The sequence below is a fragment of the Paenibacillus sp. FSL L8-0340 genome, assembly GCF_038593145.1.
Classification (GTDB): Bacteria; Bacillota; Bacilli; order Paenibacillales; family Paenibacillaceae; genus Paenibacillus_AQ.
This window is the reverse complement of the sequence record NZ_CP151967.1, coordinates 3,067,097-3,088,478: the sequence shown is the minus strand read 5'-3', so window position 1 is coordinate 3,088,478 and position 21,382 is coordinate 3,067,097. Positions and strand designations below refer to the sequence as shown.

Genomic DNA, 21,382 nt, shown 5'->3' with positions numbered 1-21,382 from the left:
TCACATCCATTACACTATTGTAATTGATTATTACTAGCGAAACAAGGGGGACAATTTGCGCCCTTGTTTCTCCCAAATGTACTCCAGCAGCTGGACGCTCATCTCGTAGAACATGAATGGCGTCATCAGATAGATGCCGTTAAAATGCTCTGTCGCCGCATCCAGCAGCTCTTTGGCGATGGCCACGCCTTCAGCCCGGCCAACCTCTCCTTCAAGACCCTGCATACGGCTGCGTACCTCTGCGGAGAGCTGAATACCGGGAACCTCGTTATGCAGGTATTCTGCATTGCGGCCACTTGCCAGTGGCATGATCCCGAGGAATATCGGAATATCCAGATGCTCAGTCGCTTTGGCGATACGGGCGATCAGCTCAGGATCATACACCGGCTGGGTCATAATATAATCCGCGCCGGAAGCGATCTTCTTCTCCAGCCTCTCCACCGCCTTGTCCAAATGTTTGACATTGGGATTAAATGCGGCTCCGATCACAAATTTCGCCTTCTGCTTCAGCGGCTTGCCGGAGAACGCAATCCCGTCGTTCAATTGCTTAATCATCCGGATGATTTCAAAGGAAGTAAGATCATATATCGAGCTGGACCCCGGCAGATCCCCGAAACGGGCCGGATCTCCGGTCACCGCCAGCACATGGTCGATGCCAAGCGCATCAAAACCCATGAGATGTGACTGGGTCCCGATCAGATTCCGGTCACGGCAGGCTACATGCACCAGTGGCCGGAGTCCTGTACGGGCCTGAACCAGATGCCCGAGAGCCATGTTGCTCATCCGAGTTACGGCGAGTGAATTATCCGCAAGGGTCAGCGCATCTGCACCTGCTCTACGCAGCGCATCTGCACCTCTCATAAACTTGGCGATGTCCAGATCACGGGGAGGGTCAAGCTCTACAATAACGGTGTGGCGCTCCTTGACCAGATCGACAAGTGTCGGTTCGCCGCCGCTGCGGCCTTCATCCTCGCCGAGATGTTCCTGCACCACAATCCGCTCCGGGCTCTTCTTCAGAGTCGGTTCTGGCAGCGGCTGCGGAGCATAATCACGCAGTGCAGCCGAGATTTCAGCGATATGCTGAGGAGTAGTCCCGCAGCAGCCGCCGATGATCCGGCTGCCCAGCCCGGCAAACACAGGAGCCATTTGGCCGAAATAATCCGGTGTGGCGCCATAGCGGTACTGCCCGTCCACATAATCCGCTACTCCGGCATTCGGATATACCGACGCCGGAAGGGTCAGACTGCCCTGAAGCGTCTTCAATGCACGCTTGATACCGTTGGGACCGGTCCGGCAATTGAAGCCGATCACATCCGCTCCGTCCTGTTCCAAAATGCGGAAGGCTTCAGGCAAAGTCAATCCATCCAGCGTTCGCGCCGTTTCATCTACAGCAAGCTGGCAAATGACCGGAAGTCCGCTGAGCTTCCGCACCGTCCGCAGTGCCAAATGCAGCTCTTCCACATCGTAGAAGGTTTCCAGCATGATGCCGTCCGGCTGCTCTTCCAGCAGTGCGGTGATCTGCTCCGTGAAATAACGCTTCAGCTCCGACGAAGAAAGATTTGCCCGTTTGCCGGCACGAATGGAACCTACCGCACCGACTACATATCCTGCATCACCGGCAGCTTGCCGGGCAATTCTCACACCTGCACGGTTGATTTCCCCAACCTTTGATTCCAATCCGTATTTGGACAGCCTGTCATAATTGGCAGAGAACGTATTGCTCTCCAGCAGCACGGCTCCAGCTTCAATATAGCTGCGATGCACGTCTTCAATGACCCCTGGAGAGGTCAGATTCAATTCTTCGTAGGAGATGCCGACAGGAAACCCTTTTTGATATAAAAAGGTTCCCATGGCTCCGTCCCCGACCAAAACATTCGTATTCCACGCAGAGCGCAAATCCGGCTTCACCGCAAGAACCTCCCCTATACTGTCATTAGTTTCATACTAATGTAACATAAATCGGGTTGGATGATAAGCATTCAAGCCCAAAAGCCTAACCGCTCCATCACTGCCTCTGCATGGCAAGAAAAGAAATGATTCATACTAGCCTTATTCTTATTTAAGGAGGAGGCTACCTTGAAAAAAAGAACAAGAAGACTACTGCTGCGCAAATACGCTGTAATCCTGTTATAATTTACACTTTCCTTGCTTTACTTGTATTTTAGCGACTGGCTGTTCGGTTATGGAATGGGCTACATCAGATATATCAGAACTACCTGCTCTATTCTGCCTCGGAGAAGCTGGCTGCGGCAATCATGCTGCTGTGTCTGCTGATTCCAGACCTAATCTATTGGGTTCGCGGCAGTCAGCCCGGGCGGGGGGCCGAGAAATTGCTCTTCAACGCCGTGATTATAATTAGGATGGCTGGGATAACCACTATAAACAGAGGATATACCATATACAGCAGCCTTCCCCCTTCATCCAGATGTTCGATAAAGCAGCGGGCGTCCAGGATGGAGGTGAACAGGATAATCAGCGCGCAAGGATAGATCATTTTCCTGTAAGGGATACCGAACAGCTCGGATATTTCAATCAAGGCAGCGGTAAAAAATTTAATTTTGTTATGCAAGAGTACGGTACCGAGCACAGTGTAGCCTTCCAGCCAGCCCTTCAGCTTATCATCCTTAAACGCTGCTATGCCGGACACCCTCAGAATAGCTTTCGGAGCAATTGTCTTCAGATTATCGTTGGAATCCGCTACATCTCTGTCGTTATATCCGAACTGTTTGGAGGTTGTCTCGAGCTTCTCTACCAGATCGTTGGCGGGAATTTTGCTGAACACGGTCATAGTTAACAAGAGGTCAATCGCCGGCTGGCCTCTGGAAATAAAGAATAGACTGGTGAGCCGTGTATCACTCTCCCGTTCCAGCACATCCAGCATATCCTTGATTCCTTCACGGGCAAACTCCTCCGAGATGACAAGCACCCGGACATGGGCAAGAGACAGGAAACGCGCGGTTTGCCGCGAAGCGTTGGCAAGCGCCTCGAACATCGTACGGCCGCTGCCGGTATATAAAGCAACCGGTGAAGTACTCCGGTTATTCTCTCCGGAGATTTCCTCCGAGACAATCACCTACTTAAGAATCAGAGGTGCGAGTTCAGAATCATGGCCTGTCGTAACCCTCATGTTGTCAGGCATTTCAGCCCTCGTCTGCTGCGGGAATTTGCTTGCCTCATCTGCCACAAGGGCAACCGCAGGATCGTTCTTATATTTGCAAAAAGGATGACCTGCAAGCGGGCAGCTTGAGGTCATCCTTTTGGAATGCACACCTTATTCAGTTTGGATACCGAAATCCCTGCAGGATTAAACTTCTACCGAGCCGGTATATACAACCTGGGCAGGACCGGTCATATAGACATGGTTGTCATTCTCATTCCACTCGATAAACAGATCGCCACCCTTCAGGCTGATCGTGGCCGAGCGGTCCGTATGGCCATTCAGTACCGAGGAGACCAGCGTTGCGCAGGCTCCGGTACCGCAGGCCAGTGTCGGTCCGGCGCCGCGTTCCCAGACACGCATATCGACATGGCTGCGGTTTAGCACTGTCGCGAATTCTACATTCACTTTTCTCGGGAAAAGCGGGTGCACCTCAAGCTTCGGCCCCCAGGTCGCAAGATCAAACGACACGGCGTCCTCCACATAGATTACACAGTGCGGATTGCCCATGGATACGGCCGTAAATTTGAATTCCGTTCCGTCTGCCTCAATGGGCTGGTCCAGCACAGGCTCGGCATCTATCGCCACCGGAATCTGCAGGCCCGATAATACAGGTTCTCCCATATCGACCGTAACCGTCTCCACCACGCCGTTCTTCACCTGCAGGGATACCTTTTGTTCACCGGCGCCGATGGTTTCAATCACAATCTGCTCCGAGCTGACGAGACCCTGCTCATATACATATTTGGAGACGCAGCGGATTGCATTTCCGCATTGCTCCGCTTCTGAGCCGTCCGAATTCATAATGCGCATCATATAGTCTCCGCGCTCTGACGGAAGAATGTAGACAAGACCGTCGGCTCCGATGCCGAAGAACCGGTTGCACAACGTAACTGCAAGCTCAGAAGCATTGCCCGGCAGTGCCTGCTCACCGAATACGATAATAAAGTCATTGCCAAGTCCGTGCATTTTTGTAAATTCCATTGAAAATCCCACTCCTAAAAGTTTGTTAGCATTCACTTCTTCCGAACAAGCATACCTTAAGGAGTGGGCTTAAGCTATTGACTTTATGCTGAAATTTTTGTACTTTTTATCATCGTCCGGCCTCCGCTGCGGCTGCGGTTCTTCTTGCCGCCCCACACGCTGCCCGCTCCCATCAGGAAGGTAGGGATACCGGCGGTGACCAGCACCAGGCACCATTCGCGGAAGCTAAGCGGTACGGTCTTAAATACCGGCTGCAGCAGCGGCAGATACATAACAGCCAGCATGAGCACAACGGATGACAACACGGCGAGCACCAGATATTTATTCTGGAAAGGATTGCGGTGGAACACTGAACGGGAACTGCGGCAGTCGAATACATGAATAAGCTGAGCCATAACCAGTGTGGCAAAAGCAACCGACTGTGCGCGGATGAGCTGCTGCGGGCTGCCTGGATCAATACGCAGCGTCAACCAGAAGGCGCCCAGGGTGCACAGACCGATCAGCAGGCCCCGGCTGATGATTTTCCAGCCCAAGCGGCGGGCAAAAATATTCTCCTTCGCTCCGCGCGGCTTGTGCTCCATCAGATCCTTCTCCGGCTGATCCACGCCCAGTGCCATCGCAGGCAGTCCGTCGGTGACCAGATTGACCCAGAGAATCTGGATTGGCACCAGCGGCAGCGGCAGCCCCAGCATCATAGCGAAGAACATGGTCAGGATCTCTCCGACATTGGAAGCCAGCAGGTAACGGATAAATTTGCGGATATTCTCGTAAATATTCCGCCCTTCTTCTATAGCTGCCACGATCGTTGAGAAATTATCATCTCCGAGAATAAGCGCTGATGCTTCTTTAGTAACATCGGTGCCGGTGATCCCCATGGAAATCCCGATGTCCGCCGCTTTAATTGCCGGAGCGTCATTCACACCATCTCCGGTCATAGCCACAACATGGCCCCGCCGCTGCAGAGATTTGACGATCCGCAGCTTATGCTCAGGGGAGACGCGGGCGTATACATATACAGAGTCTGACACCTTATCCAGCTCATCATCAGTCATCCGCGTTAGCTGGGAGCCGCTCAGAACGGTCCCACCCCGCTGCAGAATGCCAAGCTGGTGGGCAATGGCTTCGGCGGTAGTTCCGTGGTCACCAGTAATCATCACCGTCTTGATTCCTGCCCGCCGGGTAATGCTGATCGCGTCGCGTACTTCACGGCGCGGAGGATCGATCATTCCGGCCAGTCCGATAAATATCAGCTGGGATTCCGCTTCTTTTTCACTGTCTGCTGCTTCGCCTGATCGCAGCTCACGGTAAGCCATCCCTAGTACACGCAACGCTCCGGAAGCCATCTCCTCGTTCGCTTCCAGCACCTTCTGGCGCAAAGTCGGCGTACAAGGGACAACCCCGCCTTCCCACAGCATATAGGAGCAGTTGCTCAGCAGCACATCCGGCGCTCCCTTGGTGCAGATCATACGTCCGCCGGGATGCCCCACGATCACAGACATCAACTTGCGCTCAGAATCGAAAGGAAACTCCTTCTCTCTGGCATACGTTACAGCAAGCGACTGGGCAGTAAGCCCCATCTTCGCGGATAAAGCGACTAATGCGCCTTCGGTAGGATCGCCCTTGAGCTCCCATACCGACTGGGTGTCTGCCGCCTTGTCCGTTTCACCCTTATCCTTTCCCTTGCGTTTCCCTCGGCTGTCACTGGACAGAGATTCAACAATTTCGGCATTGCTGCATAAAGCCCCGACCTGAAGCATGCGCCGCAGGCTTTGATCATGTTTAAGATCAACGGCCCGTCCCTTCTCCATCACTTGTCCGCTGGGAGCATAACCTTCGCCCGTCACGTCCAGACTGCGTCCTCCCGTCCACAGCCGCGTTACCGTCATCTTGTTCTGGGTCAGGGTGCCTGTCTTGTCAGAGCAGATTACGGAGGCGCATCCGAGAGTCTCCACCGAAGGGAGCTTGCGGACGATCGCTTTACGTTTAATCATCCGCTGCACACCAAGTGCGAGCGCGATGGTGACAATCGCCGGCAGACCTTCCGGAATGGCTGCAACTGCAAGACTGACGCCTGCCAGGAACATCGCTGTAGCGGGCTGACCGTGCAGAATGCCAGCAACGACTACGACAATGGTCAGACCGAGCGAAACGTAGATCAGAATCTTCCCAAGCTGCTCTAGACGGTGCTGCAGCGGCGTTTCCTGCGATTCAGTATTTTGGATCAGATCGGCAATTTTGCCCATCTCGGTATCCATCCCTGTACGGACTACAACCGCCTTACCTGTACCCCGTGTTACCATCGTCCCCATGAAGCCGATATTTTTCTGGTCCCCCAAGGGAATCTCCTCGGCATGAATCGGTTCCGCGTGCTTAGAGACGGGCAGCGATTCACCGGTCAGTGCAGATTCTTCGGCATAAAGTGCACTGCACTCCAGCCAGCGGATGTCAGCCGGAATCCGGTCGCCGCTTTCCAGCAGCACGATGTCGCCGGGCACCAGCATTTTTGCCGGTATAACTTCCTGCTTCCCGCCCCGCAGCACTTTGGCAGAAGGTGCCGAGAGCTGCTTGAGTGCCCGGAGTGAACGCTCGGCACGGAATTCCTGGACAAAACCCAGAACTCCGTTGAGTAAAATAATGGCGATGATCGTAATTGCATCCAGATATTCACCTAAAAGTCCGGATACTAGCGTCGCCCCCATCAGCACAAGCACCATAAAATCCTTAAACTGATTCAGCAGCAAGGTGATCGGAGAAACTGTCTTCCCCTCCGAAAGCTCGTTATACCCGCTCTCTTTGCGTCTTTCCTCCGCCTCCTCTCCGCTTAGGCCTACTCCAGGATGAATGTTCAGCATCCTCTGCAGTTCCTCCGCACCGAGCCGGTGCCAACTTTTTTGTTCCATGACTATTCTTTCCCCTCCCGGTCGTTTCTTGACTTCCGGCGGCGCACAGCTTTTCCACCTGTTCATGACAAAGTCTATTCATGGTCGTCCCAAAATATCACAGCTTCATAGCTTCTCCTTTTGCGCGAATGTGTTAAAGTATGGCATCATAGAGAAGAGAAATTTATTATTATGCGACAGGAGAACATTATCATGGCATTAGACGGCATCGTTACAAGAGCGATCGTGCATGAGCTTGGGCCTTTCATCGGTGCACGCGTCGGCAAAATATATCAACCAAACGCTCACGACCTTATCTTCATCCTGCGCGGCACAGGCGGCGGAGGCAAGCTGCTGCTGTCGGCCAATCCGACCTACCCGCGACTGCATCTGACGGACCGGAACACGGTTAATCCTGCAGAAGCACCGATGTTCTGCATGCTGATGCGCAAGCACTGCGAAGGCGGCACGATTGAGAGCATCACCCAGGTCGGCATGGAACGCATCATTCATATAAACATCAAGACACGGGATGAGCTGGGAGACGTTTCGGCCAAAAAAATTATTATTGAGCTCATGGGACGGCACAGCAATATCATTCTGACCGATCTCTCCACGGGCACGATTATCGACGGTATTCATCACGTTACCCCATCAATCAGCAGCTACCGGAATGTCATGCCCGGCATCGCCTACCTGGAGCCGCCGGAGCAGCACAAGCTGAATCCGCTGGAGATCGGCAAAGAGGATTTTGTTGCTTTGTTCACCTCGGCAGAAAAAGCAGTACTGCTGGCAGGCACCCGGGAGGAAGAAGAGCCCGAGGAAATTATTGAGGGCGAGATTGCGGACCTGCTGCGGTCTCTGGAAGAGCCCAAAGCGGATGGTTCAGGCGGTCCATCGCCAGCAGCCGATCCAATCGGATGGATGGTGCATGCCTTCAGCGGCATGAGTCCGCTGATTGCCGGAGAAATTGTGCGGCAGCGCAGCGCCGGCGGTTCCAAAGCCGCAGAGCCCGGATGCGATCAGCAGGATGTTGGTTCTGACGACAGCAGCGGGAATCCGCTCCTGTTGTGGGAGGCCTTTAATCAGGTGCTGGCTCCGGTGCGGGAATCCCGGTTTTCACCGGTTATAGGAACGAATGCCAAAGGCAAACCCGTTTTCTCTGCAATTCCGCTGGCATTGCCGGATGAAAGCTTGAAGCACTACAGCTCGATCAGCGCTTGCATGGAAGACTATTACGGGGATAAAGCGGAGCGGGATACCGTAAAGCAGCGCGTCAGCGATCTGATACGCTTCCTGGGCAATGAGCGGAGCAAAAATATTAAAAAGCTCGCCAATCTCCAGAAAGACCTGGAAGAAGCGGAAGATGCTGACCGTTACCGGATTTGGGGCGAGCTGCTGTTTGCGTCACTGTATGCCGTGTCCAAGGGCGACAAGGAAGCCCGGCTGGTGAACTATTACGATGAGAACCAGGCGGAGACGACCATTCCGCTTGATCCGCTGCTGACGCCTTCGGACAACGCACAGCGTTACTTCAAGAAATACAACAAATACAAGAACAGCCTTCGGGTCATCGGTGAGCAGCTGATCAAAACCCATGAAGAAATTGCTTACATGGAAACACTTCTGCAGCAGCTGGCCCACGCCTCCCTGAATGATATCGAGGAAATCCGCGATGAGCTTGTCAGTCAGGGTTACATGCGCGACCGCAGCAAAAAGGGCAAAAAGAAGAAGAAAACCACCCGTCCTACCTTACAGGTGTTTACCTCCTCCGAGGGCGTAGACATCTATGTCGGCAAAAACAACCTGCAGAACGAATATGTCACGAACCGGCTGGCTTCTGCCAATGACACTTGGCTGCACACGAAAGATATCCCCGGCTCGCATGTCGTGATCCGCAGCGAAGAATTCGGTGATGCTACCCTGGAGGAAGCGGCTCAGCTTGCCGCCTACTTCAGTCAGGCCAAGCAGTCGAGCAGCGTGCCAGTGGACTGCACCCTGATCCGGCATGTCCGCAAGCCAAGCGGTGCAAAGCCCGGCTTCGTCATTTACGATCACCAGAAGACACTGTTTGTCACACCGGATGAGGCGCGGATCAAAAGTCTGCCGAATGCTTTGAGAAGCTAGCTCCGGGCCCTTCTTCATTATTTCAAATATTTGGACATACCAAAGAACCTCCAAGCCTGACGAAGCATCGTCTCGGGCTTGGAGGTTCTTTAACTTTGTGGTCTTTCAAATCGTGATCCCTGTGGTTAATCGGATTAAGCAGGCGTACTTAACTCTCTATCCCTTCAGCCGCTCCAGCACATCGGCAGAGACCGTAACGCTCCCCAGATCACCGTGGAAGATTACACCCTGCCGCGCACCGTGAAAATCCGAGCCGCCGGTAACAACCAGGCCAAATTGTTCGGCCATCGCCAGATAACGCTCCTCATCGGCGGGAGTATGGTCGGAATGATAGGCCTCAATGCCCCGCAGAGAGCTTCGGGTCAGAATGCCGCGCACCAGCTCATCATCGCCGTAGATGCCGGGGTGAGCCAGTACTGGAGTGCCTCCGGCTTCAATAATCCACTCACAGGCCAGCTCAGGTGTAATCCGCGGGGGAGAGACATATGCCGCCGCACCAGTTGCCAAATATTTATCAAAGGCTTCGCGCATATCCGCTGCCGCGCCCAGCCGTACGAGTTCATCAGCGATATGGGGCCGCCCGATACTTTCATCAGGCTTCAATTCGCGGCCGATCCCTGCAATAACATTGTCCAGCGTAATATTGATGCCGAGTCCGCGCAGCTTGCCGATAATAGAGTCATTGCGCTTGGCACGGGTGTCCCTTTGTTCTGCAAGCCGCGAGAGAAACAGCTCCTGCTGTGTATCGATATAATATCCAAGCACATGAATCTCCTTACCTTCTGCACGGGTGCTGATTTCTACGCCGGGTACAACAGTAATCCCGTACTTCAGGCCCGCTTCCAGCGCTTCGGCAACGCCGCTTACCGTATCATGGTCGGTAATCGCTACTGCGGCCAGCCCTTTATGACGGGCAATCCGCACATTTTCCGCCGGTGGCTGCATCCCGTCCGAAGCCTGTGTATGGGTATGTAAATCACATCGGCCCTGTAATCCTGGTTTAGCACCATCTATAGGGTTGCTCGCTTCCACATCGTTCTCCATCATGCCACTCCTTGTCCCAAGTTTATAATGTACCTGCAGACTCCCATTCTTCACGAAGAATTCCCATCTTAATGGCATCATAATATTCGCCCCGCACAATCCGCGCTTTGCGGACACGGGCTTCCTCCACCATCCCGCATTTGGCCGCCAGCCCCATCATCCGGGCGTTGCCGGACCAGGTGCCTATGCCGAGACGGACTGTATCCAGCGAATTGAACAGATATTCCATCCACATACTGAAGGCTTCGGTACCGTATCCTCCAGACCAATAACGGGAGTCATAAATAGCAATTCCGATTTCAAACCAATTCGTGACTTCCGAAACCCAATATCTGCCCACGCTACCCTTAATCTCACCATCAATCTCGATAATCAAACGGTTCCGCGGTTTATCCGTACCCACAAGTGCCAGCATCCCGTTATATTTTTCTGCAAATTGTGCATAGCTTACTTGTTCCAGCGGTTCGTAGGGACCATCGCATTGCAGAAACTCGCGATCTTCTGCTTCATAATAGAAATTATAGATTTTACGGATGTCCTCTTCCTTCAGGTCCCGCAAGACAACCTTCTCTCCGCGCAGCAAAATGGCCATCATCAGACTCCCCTATCCCACTATTTTCCGCATACCTCTCCTCATAAACTTCATACCATGGGATTCCGCAGTACCATCCTAATCGCCTACCGGTCGTTCGCGTGCTGGCGCAAAAAGGTCAGAAACGTAACCGCAGAGATCGGCAGCAGTGTTGATTTTAGATGAATCGCATAGAATTGTCTCTTAAAAGAAGTATCTGACAGATTCACAATCTTCAGCAGCCCCAGTGTCACCTCATGCTTAACCGAGGAGGCTGAGATTATAGTCAGACCCAGACCGGCCTCCACCGCTGATTTTACCGCGCCTGTGCTGCCCAGCTCCATCACGACTCGCATTGCGGCCGGATCCAGCCCCTTGGCTATCAGCTGTTCTTCCATCACCCGCCGTGTTCCAGAGCCCTGTTCGCGCAGCACAAACGGATACTCCAGCGCTTCCTCTAGTGTAACTTCCTCCCTGTCTGCAAGCGGATGCTCACTGGGGACAATCAGGTTAAGCTCATCGCCCATGACCGGTTCAATCTCCATATCGGGATGGGACACCGGCGCCTCAATCAGCCCGAAATTTAGCTGGTGTTTGTTAATTTCCTCCATGATCTGCGACGTATTCATCACTTTCATCATGATCGAAATATTCGGATACGCTTTGCCAAAAGGGCCCAGCAGACGCGGCAGTACATATTCTCCAATCGTCAGGCTTGCCCCGAGCTGCAGTCGCCCCTCCAGCATATGGGTAAAGGCCGACATTGCCTGATCCGTCTCCCGCATCAGTTGAATGCTGCGCAGCGCGAAGGGCATAAGCGTCCGGCCGGCCTCGGAGAGCACAATTTTTTTACTCGAACGGTCGAACAGCTTGGCTCCGAAATAGTCTTCCAATGCCTGTACCTGCATCGTTACCGCCGGCTGCGTCATATGCAGTGTCTGGGCTGCAGCAGAGAAGCTCCCCCGTTCAGATACCGTATAAAAAATATGAAGCTGATGAAAATTCATGCACTCAAAGCCCCTTCATAGATCATAAATTATTCTAAGTGGAAAGCATGTAAATTCATATATTTTAAAAAAGGCATGCAGCCACCCGCCGCATACCTTCTTTGTAATTGCTGTGCATTATTTGCGTTTGCGGCGCTTCTTCATCAGCTTCATGCGGCGTGAGTTGCGCATACGCGAATAATAAGCTTGCAGGTCACGCAGTTGGGGAGTCGCGGAGATCCGCCCCAGATAAGATACGATTACCATTACATACAGCGGATGCCCGGAGAGGCTCGTTACATCTTCCAGCTCCCTAAACTCGGCAATGACTAACGTATCCTCGTCAATCAAATACGCGTTATGCTCCTTTTGCTGGTAAGGTTTGATCCGGTTTTGCTTCAGACATTGCCACATCCATGCACTGAGTTGTCCGCTGTCACTGCTGTCCGGGTTAATCCGGTCCAGATAGCGGCTCTTGGCATGATTGGTAATCACAATATCAGTGACCCTGTAGTCATTCAGCATGATGTGGAAGGGTTCAAACGCCCCCCACCATTCCATCCCCTTGCCATGCATTATCATCACACTCCACCGAAAGGGTCTTGGCATGCTCTTATTGTTGTCAATCTTACCGCATTGACGCGGGTTGTTCAAGCACTCCCCTAATCAGCGAATGCGAAACACCAGTGTTAGTTGCCGGACCCGTTTGCGATTCTGTCTGCGTCATCCACAAGACTGCTGCCTTTGATCATTTTGCATTTTTTCTTGATCCGCTCCGCCTCACCCGAAATGGCTTCGATGGAATCTTAGTTCAACTGATATAGCCCACCAATAAAAAAACCTCTGCCTGCAACAGCAGGCAAAGGAATACGAGGAAAGCCAAAACAGGTGCATAAAAAAACAGGCGCCAGCGGCACCTGTCATCCTTCTAGAGTTTCAGCTTCAGGAATTACAATCCGTAATAACGGGACTTGTCCGGTCCATTACTAGTGTATTCCGTCTTCAACTCATTGCGGTAAGATCTTTCAATCTTGCGCACGTAGGAAAGTCTGCGGACATTCTTCATAACTTCCTCGGCACGTTCCGCATTCACATACATGACCGCATAATGCATCTTCCGCGATACATAATGCAGTGTTCCATATTTCTCCAGATTACGCGCCGCCTTTACGTCGCTAACCCATACGATATATCCTGTCCGTTCCGCAAACATTAGCTCATCCGCCTTTCTTTCTCTCCCTCTCAGAGGCGCTTATCCGCAGGAGCATTTGCCTCCGCTGCCGCATCCGCCACCCTTAGGATTCGGGTCATTGCTTGGAACCTTGATGCTCTCCGATACTGAGAACGCAATCGCTTCCGACATGGAATGAAGAATATCATCCAGCGTCTTCTCGGCCAGCTTGAAGCGGGCAACTTCCTCGAACTGTTCAAGTTCCTGCTCCACCCGAGATACCTCATCCTTAGCCGAATGATAGTTCGGGTGAAAATGTCCGAACCGCTGTGTCTCTTCGAACAGCTCCTTCTTGTTCTGCAGCTGTTTGACCATGGCCTGGATTTCCGGGTTACAATCTACCCGGCCTTTCCAGTATAAGTAATCCGACACTTCGGCCGATTGGTTAATCATGTCGCCTAATTCATAGGCGTATGTCAGCACTTCGGCCATATCGACCGTATTCAACTCCGCTACGCTCATGAACTTCAACTCTTTTCTACGTTAATGTTCTACCGTAAACAGTAGACTACCTTATCATAACATAACCACTTGCTCCAGCAGAAGAAGAATTTCTCAGCTCTGGAGGAATCAGCAGCTTCATTTCCTCCCAATCTCCCGGGTCCAGTTCCATTTCCGCATCACGAATCTGTGAATTGGAATCCAGCAGGCATCCGGAGACTCTCCAGGGATGTCCGCTGATCCGCCCGGGAATAAAGTCGCAAACTTCATCTCTTATGGAAAGCCGGACTTTAATCCCCCACTTCAGCGCCTGCTCCATCACCTTTTGGGCCGTGGAGCCATGATACTTCCGCCATTCCTTGATCCACATTTGCGGAACGTTTTCTTCACCTGTCCAATTGCTTTCATCCACTTCAGCTGAGGACAGCGGTAAGGGCTGATAAATAGCTTCTCCGCCAAGGATTCCCCGCTTGGGGTCCGGAGCCGGAAGAACGAAGTCCGCCACTGGCAGGCCGGGATCGCCTAGATCAAATAGTTTTTGCTTCACGCTGCCTTCCCTGCCGCCGATGATCCGCGGCGGGGCTATTCCGGCTGCCGCAAGCTCCTTGCGCACCTGCTCCACCTGATCTCCCTGCACGATAAAATGAAGCGGGCCTACACGGGTGAGGCTGCCGCCAAGCCGGGGATGGGCGGCAATATCCGCTCCATCTGCCTCACTGCTGCAGGACAACAGAATCACCTCGGAGAATGCCGTTCGGCCAATCCCCTTTGACCACTGTCTTAAAGATAGGTCCACCTGTTCCGGCAATCCCCCTTGTGCATGGGCAGCCAGCCAGGAAATCGCCGTCTCTGGCGGCAGTCCCTGTTCAGCAGCATGCTCCAGCCTTTCCCGGGTCAGCCTGAAGCTCCACAGATCATCACTATGCAGCAGCTCCGCGCAACCGCCAAGCGTCCAGCGGATAGTGTATGGCACTTCCGGCGGCACCAGTACCTCGAAATCCGGCTGAACAATAAACGACTGAAGGGAGGAATCTTGTAATATCTGCTTCTCCACAGGCGCTGGAGCATTCAGGTCTTCCACTGTCCCGCAGCCGGGAGCTGGTCTATCCGCAGTGAACCGATTCATGCAGCCGTCTCCTGCCTCCCCGCCTGGATCGGGCGAAGGCTTGGAGTCCGTCCAGCGGAAGCACCAGTCCCCGTAATCACTATACCCCAGCTCGCACCAGCCAAACCCGGCCAGAAAGCTAAACCATGCCAGACAGGAGGCTTCGACTCCTGTTTCAGGATAATCTGCCGCAAGATTTAACTTATGCAACCTGTCCAGAATATCCGGCAGGGAGAACCATTGGCCAGGCGCGAACTCTCCAGCGGAAATACAGTATCGAAAATGCTGCCTGACTGGCTCCTGCAAGCCGTAGCGGTTCAAGATCAGGTTATACAAAATATCGTTCATCTGCAGCTCATTGAGCGCAAACCATTGATCCAGCCTTTCCATCTCCAGCATATAAGCCTCACTCTGCCGGCTGATCAGTCCAAGCATGAGCATAAGATCAACCATAACCATGGCTGTCAGAGGCTGGGGCTCAGCATAAGCATCTCCGGGAATCAGACCCCGTAAATGCTCTTCGCGCAAAGAGAGAAGTGCTGCCAGACGGCTAATATTCTTCTTGTGGATCACACCTTTGGCAGTCAGAGGCAATCCTTCACGCGCTGTGAACAGCAACGCACGAAACAGCTCACCCGGCAATCCGCTGCCTGCGGCAAGCTTGAGCATTACCTTGTCGCCTGCCACTGGCAACGGCCTCATGGAGAAGAAATGCTGGTGGATAGCTGCGAGCTGCCGCACGGGAATTTGATACAGCTTCTCCCCCCATATTTTCTGCCGCAGCTCCAGCACTCCAGCCTGACGAAGCTCCTTCAGTGCAAGCTGCTGCTCGGCGCGGCACAGGGTGGCAGGACGTAAGCTGTCTGCCTTCTCTACCGCAAAGGGCTGGGCCGCATGGACCGCGCATATCATTTTCAGCACTTCCTGCGCTTCGGGCGATAACCCGATCATAAAACCGCCTCCTCTTGCGTGTCCACGCCTCTGACGGCGTAATCGTAGCCTTGCTCGGTCAGAAACAGCCGCCGCCGCAGAGCAAAATCCTGTTCTCTGCTGTCCTCCGAGACAAGTGTATAGAAATACGCTTTATTCTCACCCGGCTTCGGGCGCAGAATCCGGCCCAACCGCTGGGCTTCCTCCTGCCGTGAACCAAAGGCTCCCGAAACCTCGATCGCCACCGAGGCATCTGGAAGATTCACGGCAAAATTGGCCACCTTGGAGACCACCAGCACCCGCAGCTGGCCTTCATTGAAGGCAGCATACAATCGGCTTCTTTCCCGCTGGGGCGTTTTCCCCGTGATCAAGGGCGCCTGCAGGCTTTCGGCCAGCAACTCCAGCTGATCCAGGTATTGGCCGATGACCAGTACAGCAGCACCGGTATGGGACTTAATGATCTTAGCGGCAGCCGCTGCCTTGGCCGGATTTCCGGCAGCAAGCCGAAACTGTTCTTTTCCGCCAGCATAGATATACCTGCTCCTTAAGCCGGAGTCCATGGGTATCAACATCTCTACGCAGTCCACAGCGGCGATCCAGCCCTCTTTCTCCAGCGACTTCCAGGGCAGATCATAACATTTCGGCCCGATGAGGGAGAATACATCCCCTTCCCGTCCGTCTTCTCTGACAAGCGTGGCGGTAAGCCCCAGACGGCGGGTCGCCTGTATATCCGCCGTAGCCCGGAATACAGGTGCCGGAAGTAAATGGACCTCGTCATAAATGATTAGTCCCCAGTTCCGTTCATTAAACAGATTCATATGCAGAAACGGTCCGTCTTTGGCCCGGCGATGCGTCAGTATTTGGTAAGTTGCCACAGTGATTGGACGTACTTCTCTTTTCTCACCGGTATACTCCCCTACGGCATTTTCATCCAGATCCGTCCACCGCAGAAGTTCATCACGCCATTGTCCTACGGAGGTAGAGCTTGAAGTCAGAATCAGCGTCTCGCATTGCAGATCTTCCAACACAGCAAGACCTACAACCGTCTTGCCCGCCCCGCATGGCAGAACGACAACACCGCTGCCTCCGCTACCCCCAATCCCCCGAAACGTACGGACAGCTTCCTGCTGATAATCGCGAAGTCCGAATGAGACTCCCGGTTCCAGCTCCAGCGCCTCCACTCCCCGCCAGGACAGACTCAAAGTCTGCCCTTCACGATAACCGGCATAATCAAGCACAGGATAGCCCAGCCTGGTCAGTTCCTGTTTCAGCATCCCGCGCTGTTCAACGGGGCAGACGCTTTCCTTGAGGAGGTGCCTCCGCAGACCCAACGCCTGTAAGGAACTGTGCCCTTCCAATTCATCCAACAGTCCGGGTTGATTGGCACGTAAAATAATATAGCGGGGATCCCCCATATGAGCATACAGCCCCAAGCTGCCGTACCGGGACATCAGCTCACCAATCTCCTGCTCCAGTCCGGCAGGAAGCCCCCAGCGGGAGAGGTTTTTCAGGCTCGAAATAATGTTCTCCGCTGTATGACCGGAAGCGGCGGCATTCCAGAGCGACAATGGTGTAATCCGGTAGGTATGGTAGGCGGCAGGGCTTTTGACAAGCTCCGCATAATCCACCAGTGCAATTCTTGCCGCCTCAAACCCGGGATGAGCGCAATCCAGCAGAATTGTCCGATCTTTCCGGGTGATGCAGGACCCTGTTCCATTCATCGAATCCCCTCCTGTGCTTATGTCGTATTCAACCCTGAGCTGGAGTATGTATCCCGCCCGCAGGATAGCGGAAAAAGCCCATCTCCGCACCAGCGGACATGAGCTTCCCTTGTATTACTATTCAGTGCAGCTGCCGCTGCGAGATTTCGCTGAGCGCTTCTCCCGCTTCGTCCGCGAAGATACGCTTTACCGCCAAATCGCCAAGCGATACGATGCCGATCAGCTTCTTCCCCTGGACCACCGGCAGGCGGCGGATTTGTGCTGAAGCCATTAGTTCAGCCGCCTCATCCACAGATGCAGATTCGGAAACAGTGATGACCTCTTTGCTCATCACCGTTTCCACGGAGGTTGACCCTGAATGCTTGTCCGCATAACCTCTAAGCACAAGATCCCGGTCTGTAATTACGCCAATTAATGTTTCTCCATCATTAGAATCAACGACAGGAACAAATCCGGTGTCATAGTCTCTCATCTTAACGGCAACCTCATATAGATTATCGAGCAGTGTAACCGTAGCAGTGCGCGTGGTCATTACCTCTTTGACTGTCTTCATTAAACCTTCCTCCTGTCATATCGCTATGTTATACGGGAGTAGGTTTCCCAAATGTATTCAAATTATACGGCAAAAGATTATTCGTTCAGACAAGAATCAGCCATCGCCACCAGCAGCTTGGCTCCATGCAGCATGGCCTCTTCGTCAAAATCGAATTTGCTGTGGTGATGCGGATAAACCGCCCCTTTATCCGGATTGCCAGCACCCACAAAGATGAAACAGCCGGGAATCTCTTTGACATAATACGAGAAATCCTCCGCCGGCATAAGCTTCTCCATATGGACAACCTCTGCGGAATCACCTAGTGCCTTAGGAGCCACGCGGAAAAAACGGTTGAATTCCGCTTCATGATTGACAAGCGGCGGGTACCCCATGAGGTAGTCAAGCTTGGATTCCGCACCATATGCTGCAGCTATAGAGGCTGTAAGCTCTTCAATTCTCCGCCGGATTAAGTACCGCGTCTCCTCATCAAACGCGCGCACCGTTCCGGTTATCCGGCAGCGTTCCGCGATGATATTCTGGGCAGAACCTCCCTGAATCGTTCCTACGCTGACAACAGCGGGACAGAGCGGATCAACGGAACGGCTGACAATGCTTTGCAGTGCAGTGACAAGCGCTGCACCAGCCACAATGCTGTCGATGGTGCGATGGGGCATGCCGCCGTGTCCGCCTCTGCCGGTAATATCAATAAAAAACTCATCCGCAGAAGCCATTAGCGGTCCGGGCGCACTGCCGATGGTGCCCAGTGGAAGCGGAGTCCATAGATGCAGACCATAGATAGCATCTGCCCCCTCCAGCACGCCTTCGGCAATCATGCCCTGCGCTCCGCCGGGGCAAATCTCTTCCGCCGGCTGGAACAGAAACCGCAGTTCTCCTGTGATCTCTTCACGGCGGTTGCTGTAATACGAAGCAGCGGCGAGCAGCATGGCTGTATGCCCGTCGTGGCCGCAGGCATGCATGACCCCTTTATTCTGTGAGGCATACTCGCTGCCGTTCTCCTCCGTGATATTCAGGGCGTCCATATCCGCGCGCAGAACCACAGTTTTGCCTGGCCGTGTTCCCTTAAGGATTCCTGTCAGTCCATAACCGGCTCCGCTTCTTCTTACCTCAATTCCGAATTCAGCCAATCTGGCCGCTACATAAGCTGACGTCTCCTTCTCCTGGTACGACAATTCCGGATGACGGTGCAGATGGCGGCGCCATTCCACCATTTCCGGCAGCAGCTGTTCAATTGCTAACCTGTCCATATTCACTCCATTCCCTTCTCCCGATAACCCGCTCCGGCCAAGACAGCAAGCGCTTCGCATCTTCATATCCCAGCCGCAAAGAGCTATATTTCTTTTATTGTAGCAGAAACGCAAAAAAGTGGGTATCTCCAGGCCCCGCCTGCCCTTGCGCAACCTTGGGAAACATACTATCATGAGGTAGACGTCTATAATTGCGATCAGAAATAATCATTATACTTCATAAAGGGGATATGTGCGCTATGATATTTGAGAACACGGGCCTCGTAGGATTGAAAAGCGATCTTCTCTATCTGGACGAAAGCGCGGCTAAGGCCGGGTTCATCCGCTGGCAATGGGAATACTATCGCGCCACTTACGACTGTAAGATCGAAGATCAGCAGAACGGCGGAGAATACTTCCTGCGGATCAATACGCGCGCTGTCGAAGGAAAGCTGGAAAAGCCGGAGACCATACTTACCATTGAAGCCGTTTACTTGGGTAAAGCAACCTTTCCCCATGGCCTGGAGTATACTTCCCCTGTGCCGCAGCCTGTACTGGACACTGCCGCCAAGCGGATACATGAACTGAAAGAGCTGTTGGAAGCTTGAGTAGCGTAAAGGGAAAGACAACCAAAAAAGTCAGCCTGCCCAAAAGAGGAACACCCGACTTCCAACTGCTTATTCTCACTTTGCTCCTTGTCGGCTTTGGACTGGTTATGGTTTTCAGCGCCAGCTCCAGTCTCACCCTGGCCAGTCATAAATTCGGCAATGATTCGTTGTATTTTGTAAAAAAACAAGTTGTCTTTGTCGTACTGGGAACCATCGTCATGTTTACGGTCATGAATATCCATTACAGCAAATTCAAAAAGTGGTACGTGCCCATCTTCATCCTTACCTTGATTCTGCTGCTTGTAGTGGCTTTTACGGAGCGTATCAACGGTGCAAAAAGCTGGCTGAGCATCGGGAAGCTGGGCATCCAGCCTACCGAGCTGGCCAAACTCTCAATTATCCTTTATTTATCTGCACTTATTTCCAAAAAAGGCGAGCGGCTGAGGGATTTGCGCACCGGTTATATTCCGGTGATGGTCATTGTGGGAATTGTGGCCGGTCTGATTATGATGCAGCCGGATCTAGGCTCCTGTCTTATTCTGATAGCTACCAGCGGGCTTGTCATTTATGCCGGGGGGGCCAGTATGAAGCATATTCTCGGTTCAATCGCCTTGCTAGTGCTGGGGGTTGGACTTGTAATGGGGGCAAAGACAGCGATTGATTCCTTGTCCCCGCCTACAAGTGAGAACATGGCCGCCAATGATTACAGAAAAGACCGGATTTCAGCCTTCCTGGATCCCTCTCAAGATGCTTCAGACAGCGGCTATAATATCATGCAGTCTTTGATTGCCCTCGGAGAAGGCGGAACTACAGGCTCCGGATTTGGACAAAGCGTGCAGAAACTTCATTACCTGCCATATCCGTATACTGACTTTATATTTGCGATAATCGGGGAGGAGCTTGGGTTTGTTGGAACCTCGATCTTTCTCCTGCTGTATCTGTACTTTATCTGGCGAGGCATTCTGATTGCACTCAGGTGCACCGATCCCTTCGGCACACTCGTCGGCATCGGAGTCATGGGGCTGATTGCCATCCAGGCCTTTGTCAACATCGGCGGGGTGACGAAGACGATTCCGTTGACGGGGGTAACCCTGCCTTTCATCAGCTATGGAGGTTCCTCTCTGCTTGTTTCCATGCTGTGCATGGGAATCATGCTCAGCATTTCGAGAGAAACCAACCGTCCCGCCAAGGAGGAGGTCACGAAATCTGTAACCACCGTCAGAGGTATCCGGGCCCGCTAAGGGTACATAGAAGGATAATTTATAGAGTGAAGCATATAAATTATTATACAAAAAGGCAGTCCGGAGAGAACCTCCCGGACTGCCTTTTTGTCATGCCCCGCGACTCACTTGGAGAGACGGGAATAACCGCTTACGAAATTTCGTCATTCTTAAAGGCTACGCCTTCTACTTTGACATTAACCTCAACAATATGAAGCCCTGTCATGCTCTCCACTGCTTCGCGCACATTCTGCTGAAGCATCCGGCATACCTCGTGGATCGGAGTTTCATAGAGAACAATAATACGCAAATCAACGGCTGCTTCAAGCTGTCCCACTTCAACGGTAACACCCTTTTGCACGTTTTTACCGCTCAGACGCTTAGCCCAGCCTTCTGACAAGCCGCCTGACATGGCCGCAATTCCCGGAGTCTCCAAGGCAGCCAAGCCGGCAATTTTCGAGACGACATCATTTGATATCCGTATGTTTCCCATTTCCAATTGAAGTTGTTCCGCCATGCCATATCCCCCCTACACTCATTATCAATTATTGTAATTCGAAAACAGGCTAAAAAGCAAATGACATTCTATCATGCCCGTT

Annotated in this window: 18 protein-coding genes; 3 read left to right on the top strand and 15 right to left on the bottom strand. The window is 52.9% G+C overall.

What is annotated here, in order from left to right:
• Positions 1–33 precede the first annotated feature (33 nt).
• The 4 genes from NST07_RS13765 to NST07_RS13750 all read right to left on the bottom strand — a co-directional run bounded on the left by NST07_RS13765 (position 34) and on the right by NST07_RS13750 (position 7,041).
• Complete coding sequence (locus NST07_RS13765; RefSeq protein ID WP_341092435.1) at positions 34–1,908, bottom strand: bifunctional homocysteine S-methyltransferase/methylenetetrahydrofolate reductase; 1,875 nt, start codon at positions 1,906–1,908, stop codon at positions 34–36.
• A gap of 397 nt (positions 1,909–2,305) precedes the next feature.
• Entirely contained in the window at positions 2,306–3,073 is a 768-nt protein-coding gene (locus NST07_RS13760; protein ID WP_341378325.1) for a hypothetical protein, read from the bottom strand.
• Positions 3,074–3,304: 231 nt separating this feature from the next.
• Positions 3,305–4,141, bottom strand: a complete 837-nt coding sequence (gene dapF, locus NST07_RS13755; protein ID WP_341092431.1) for a diaminopimelate epimerase — start codon at positions 4,139–4,141, stop codon at positions 3,305–3,307.
• A gap of 83 nt (positions 4,142–4,224) precedes the next feature.
• A complete protein-coding gene (locus tag NST07_RS13750) occupies positions 4,225–7,041 on the bottom strand; it encodes a calcium-translocating P-type ATPase, SERCA-type (RefSeq protein WP_341092430.1) in 2,817 nt (938 codons plus the stop codon).
• 192 nt (positions 7,042–7,233) lie between these two features.
• Here NST07_RS13750 and NST07_RS13745 point away from each other — a divergent pair, with 192 nt between their 5' ends.
• Entirely contained in the window at positions 7,234–9,147 is a 1,914-nt protein-coding gene (locus NST07_RS13745) for an NFACT RNA binding domain-containing protein (RefSeq protein WP_342481742.1), read from the top strand.
• 156 nt (positions 9,148–9,303) lie between these two features.
• On the opposite strand, the gene NST07_RS13740 is transcribed toward NST07_RS13745, so the two are convergent.
• From NST07_RS13740 to NST07_RS13695, 10 genes are all read right to left on the bottom strand, one after another.
• Positions 9,304–10,191 carry a PHP domain-containing protein gene (locus NST07_RS13740; protein WP_341092428.1) on the bottom strand — a complete coding sequence of 296 codons (888 nt, stop codon included), beginning with the start codon at positions 10,189–10,191 and terminating at the stop codon, positions 9,304–9,306.
• A 22-nt stretch (positions 10,192–10,213) separates the two neighbouring features.
• Positions 10,214–10,783: a GNAT family protein gene (locus tag NST07_RS13735; protein WP_341092426.1), complete on the bottom strand. Its 570-nt coding sequence runs from the start codon at positions 10,781–10,783 to the stop codon at positions 10,214–10,216.
• An 86-nt stretch (positions 10,784–10,869) separates the two neighbouring features.
• A complete protein-coding gene (locus NST07_RS13730) occupies positions 10,870–11,769 on the bottom strand; it encodes a selenium metabolism-associated LysR family transcriptional regulator (RefSeq protein ID WP_341092424.1) in 900 nt (299 codons plus the stop codon).
• Between the two features lie 117 nt (positions 11,770–11,886).
• Positions 11,887–12,324: a hypothetical protein gene (locus tag NST07_RS13725; RefSeq protein ID WP_341097647.1), complete on the bottom strand. Its 438-nt coding sequence runs from the start codon at positions 12,322–12,324 to the stop codon at positions 11,887–11,889.
• 373 nt (positions 12,325–12,697) lie between these two features.
• Positions 12,698–12,961: a YlbG family protein gene (locus NST07_RS13720; RefSeq protein ID WP_020432997.1), complete on the bottom strand. Its 264-nt coding sequence runs from the start codon at positions 12,959–12,961 to the stop codon at positions 12,698–12,700.
• A 39-nt stretch (positions 12,962–13,000) separates the two neighbouring features.
• Positions 13,001–13,441, bottom strand: coding sequence for a YlbF family regulator (locus NST07_RS13715; protein ID WP_038590509.1), 441 nt, complete (start codon positions 13,439–13,441; stop codon positions 13,001–13,003).
• Positions 13,442–13,487: 46 nt separating this feature from the next.
• The gene (locus NST07_RS13710; protein WP_341092423.1) at positions 13,488–15,476 is read right to left on the bottom strand and encodes a helicase-associated domain-containing protein; all 1,989 of its coding nucleotides are present in this window, start codon (positions 15,474–15,476) and stop codon (positions 13,488–13,490) included.
• The gene (locus tag NST07_RS13705; protein ID WP_341092422.1) at positions 15,473–17,176 is read right to left on the bottom strand and encodes a DNA repair helicase XPB; all 1,704 of its coding nucleotides are present in this window, start codon (positions 17,174–17,176) and stop codon (positions 15,473–15,475) included. The genes NST07_RS13710 and NST07_RS13705 overlap by 4 nt, the downstream gene beginning before the upstream one ends.
• Positions 17,177–17,297: 121 nt before the next feature.
• The gene (locus tag NST07_RS13700) at positions 17,298–17,729 is read right to left on the bottom strand and encodes a CBS domain-containing protein (protein ID WP_341092420.1); all 432 of its coding nucleotides are present in this window, start codon (positions 17,727–17,729) and stop codon (positions 17,298–17,300) included.
• A gap of 77 nt (positions 17,730–17,806) precedes the next feature.
• Complete coding sequence (locus NST07_RS13695) at positions 17,807–18,976, bottom strand: M20 family metallopeptidase (RefSeq protein ID WP_341092418.1); 1,170 nt, start codon at positions 18,974–18,976, stop codon at positions 17,807–17,809.
• 239 nt (positions 18,977–19,215) lie between these two features.
• Here NST07_RS13695 and NST07_RS13690 point away from each other — a divergent pair, with 239 nt between their 5' ends.
• Together NST07_RS13690 and ftsW are read left to right on the top strand one after the other, a co-directional pair.
• Entirely contained in the window at positions 19,216–19,563 is a 348-nt protein-coding gene (locus NST07_RS13690; RefSeq protein ID WP_341092417.1) for a YugN family protein, read from the top strand.
• Complete coding sequence (ftsW, locus tag NST07_RS13685) at positions 19,560–20,804, top strand: putative lipid II flippase FtsW (RefSeq protein WP_341092416.1); 1,245 nt, start codon at positions 19,560–19,562, stop codon at positions 20,802–20,804. Before NST07_RS13690 ends, ftsW begins: the two co-directional genes overlap by 4 nt.
• Positions 20,805–20,934: 130 nt before the next feature.
• On the opposite strand, the gene NST07_RS13680 is transcribed toward ftsW, so the two are convergent.
• Positions 20,935–21,300, bottom strand: a complete 366-nt coding sequence (locus NST07_RS13680) for an Asp23/Gls24 family envelope stress response protein (RefSeq protein WP_019911482.1) — start codon at positions 21,298–21,300, stop codon at positions 20,935–20,937.
• Positions 21,301–21,382 lie beyond the last annotated feature (82 nt).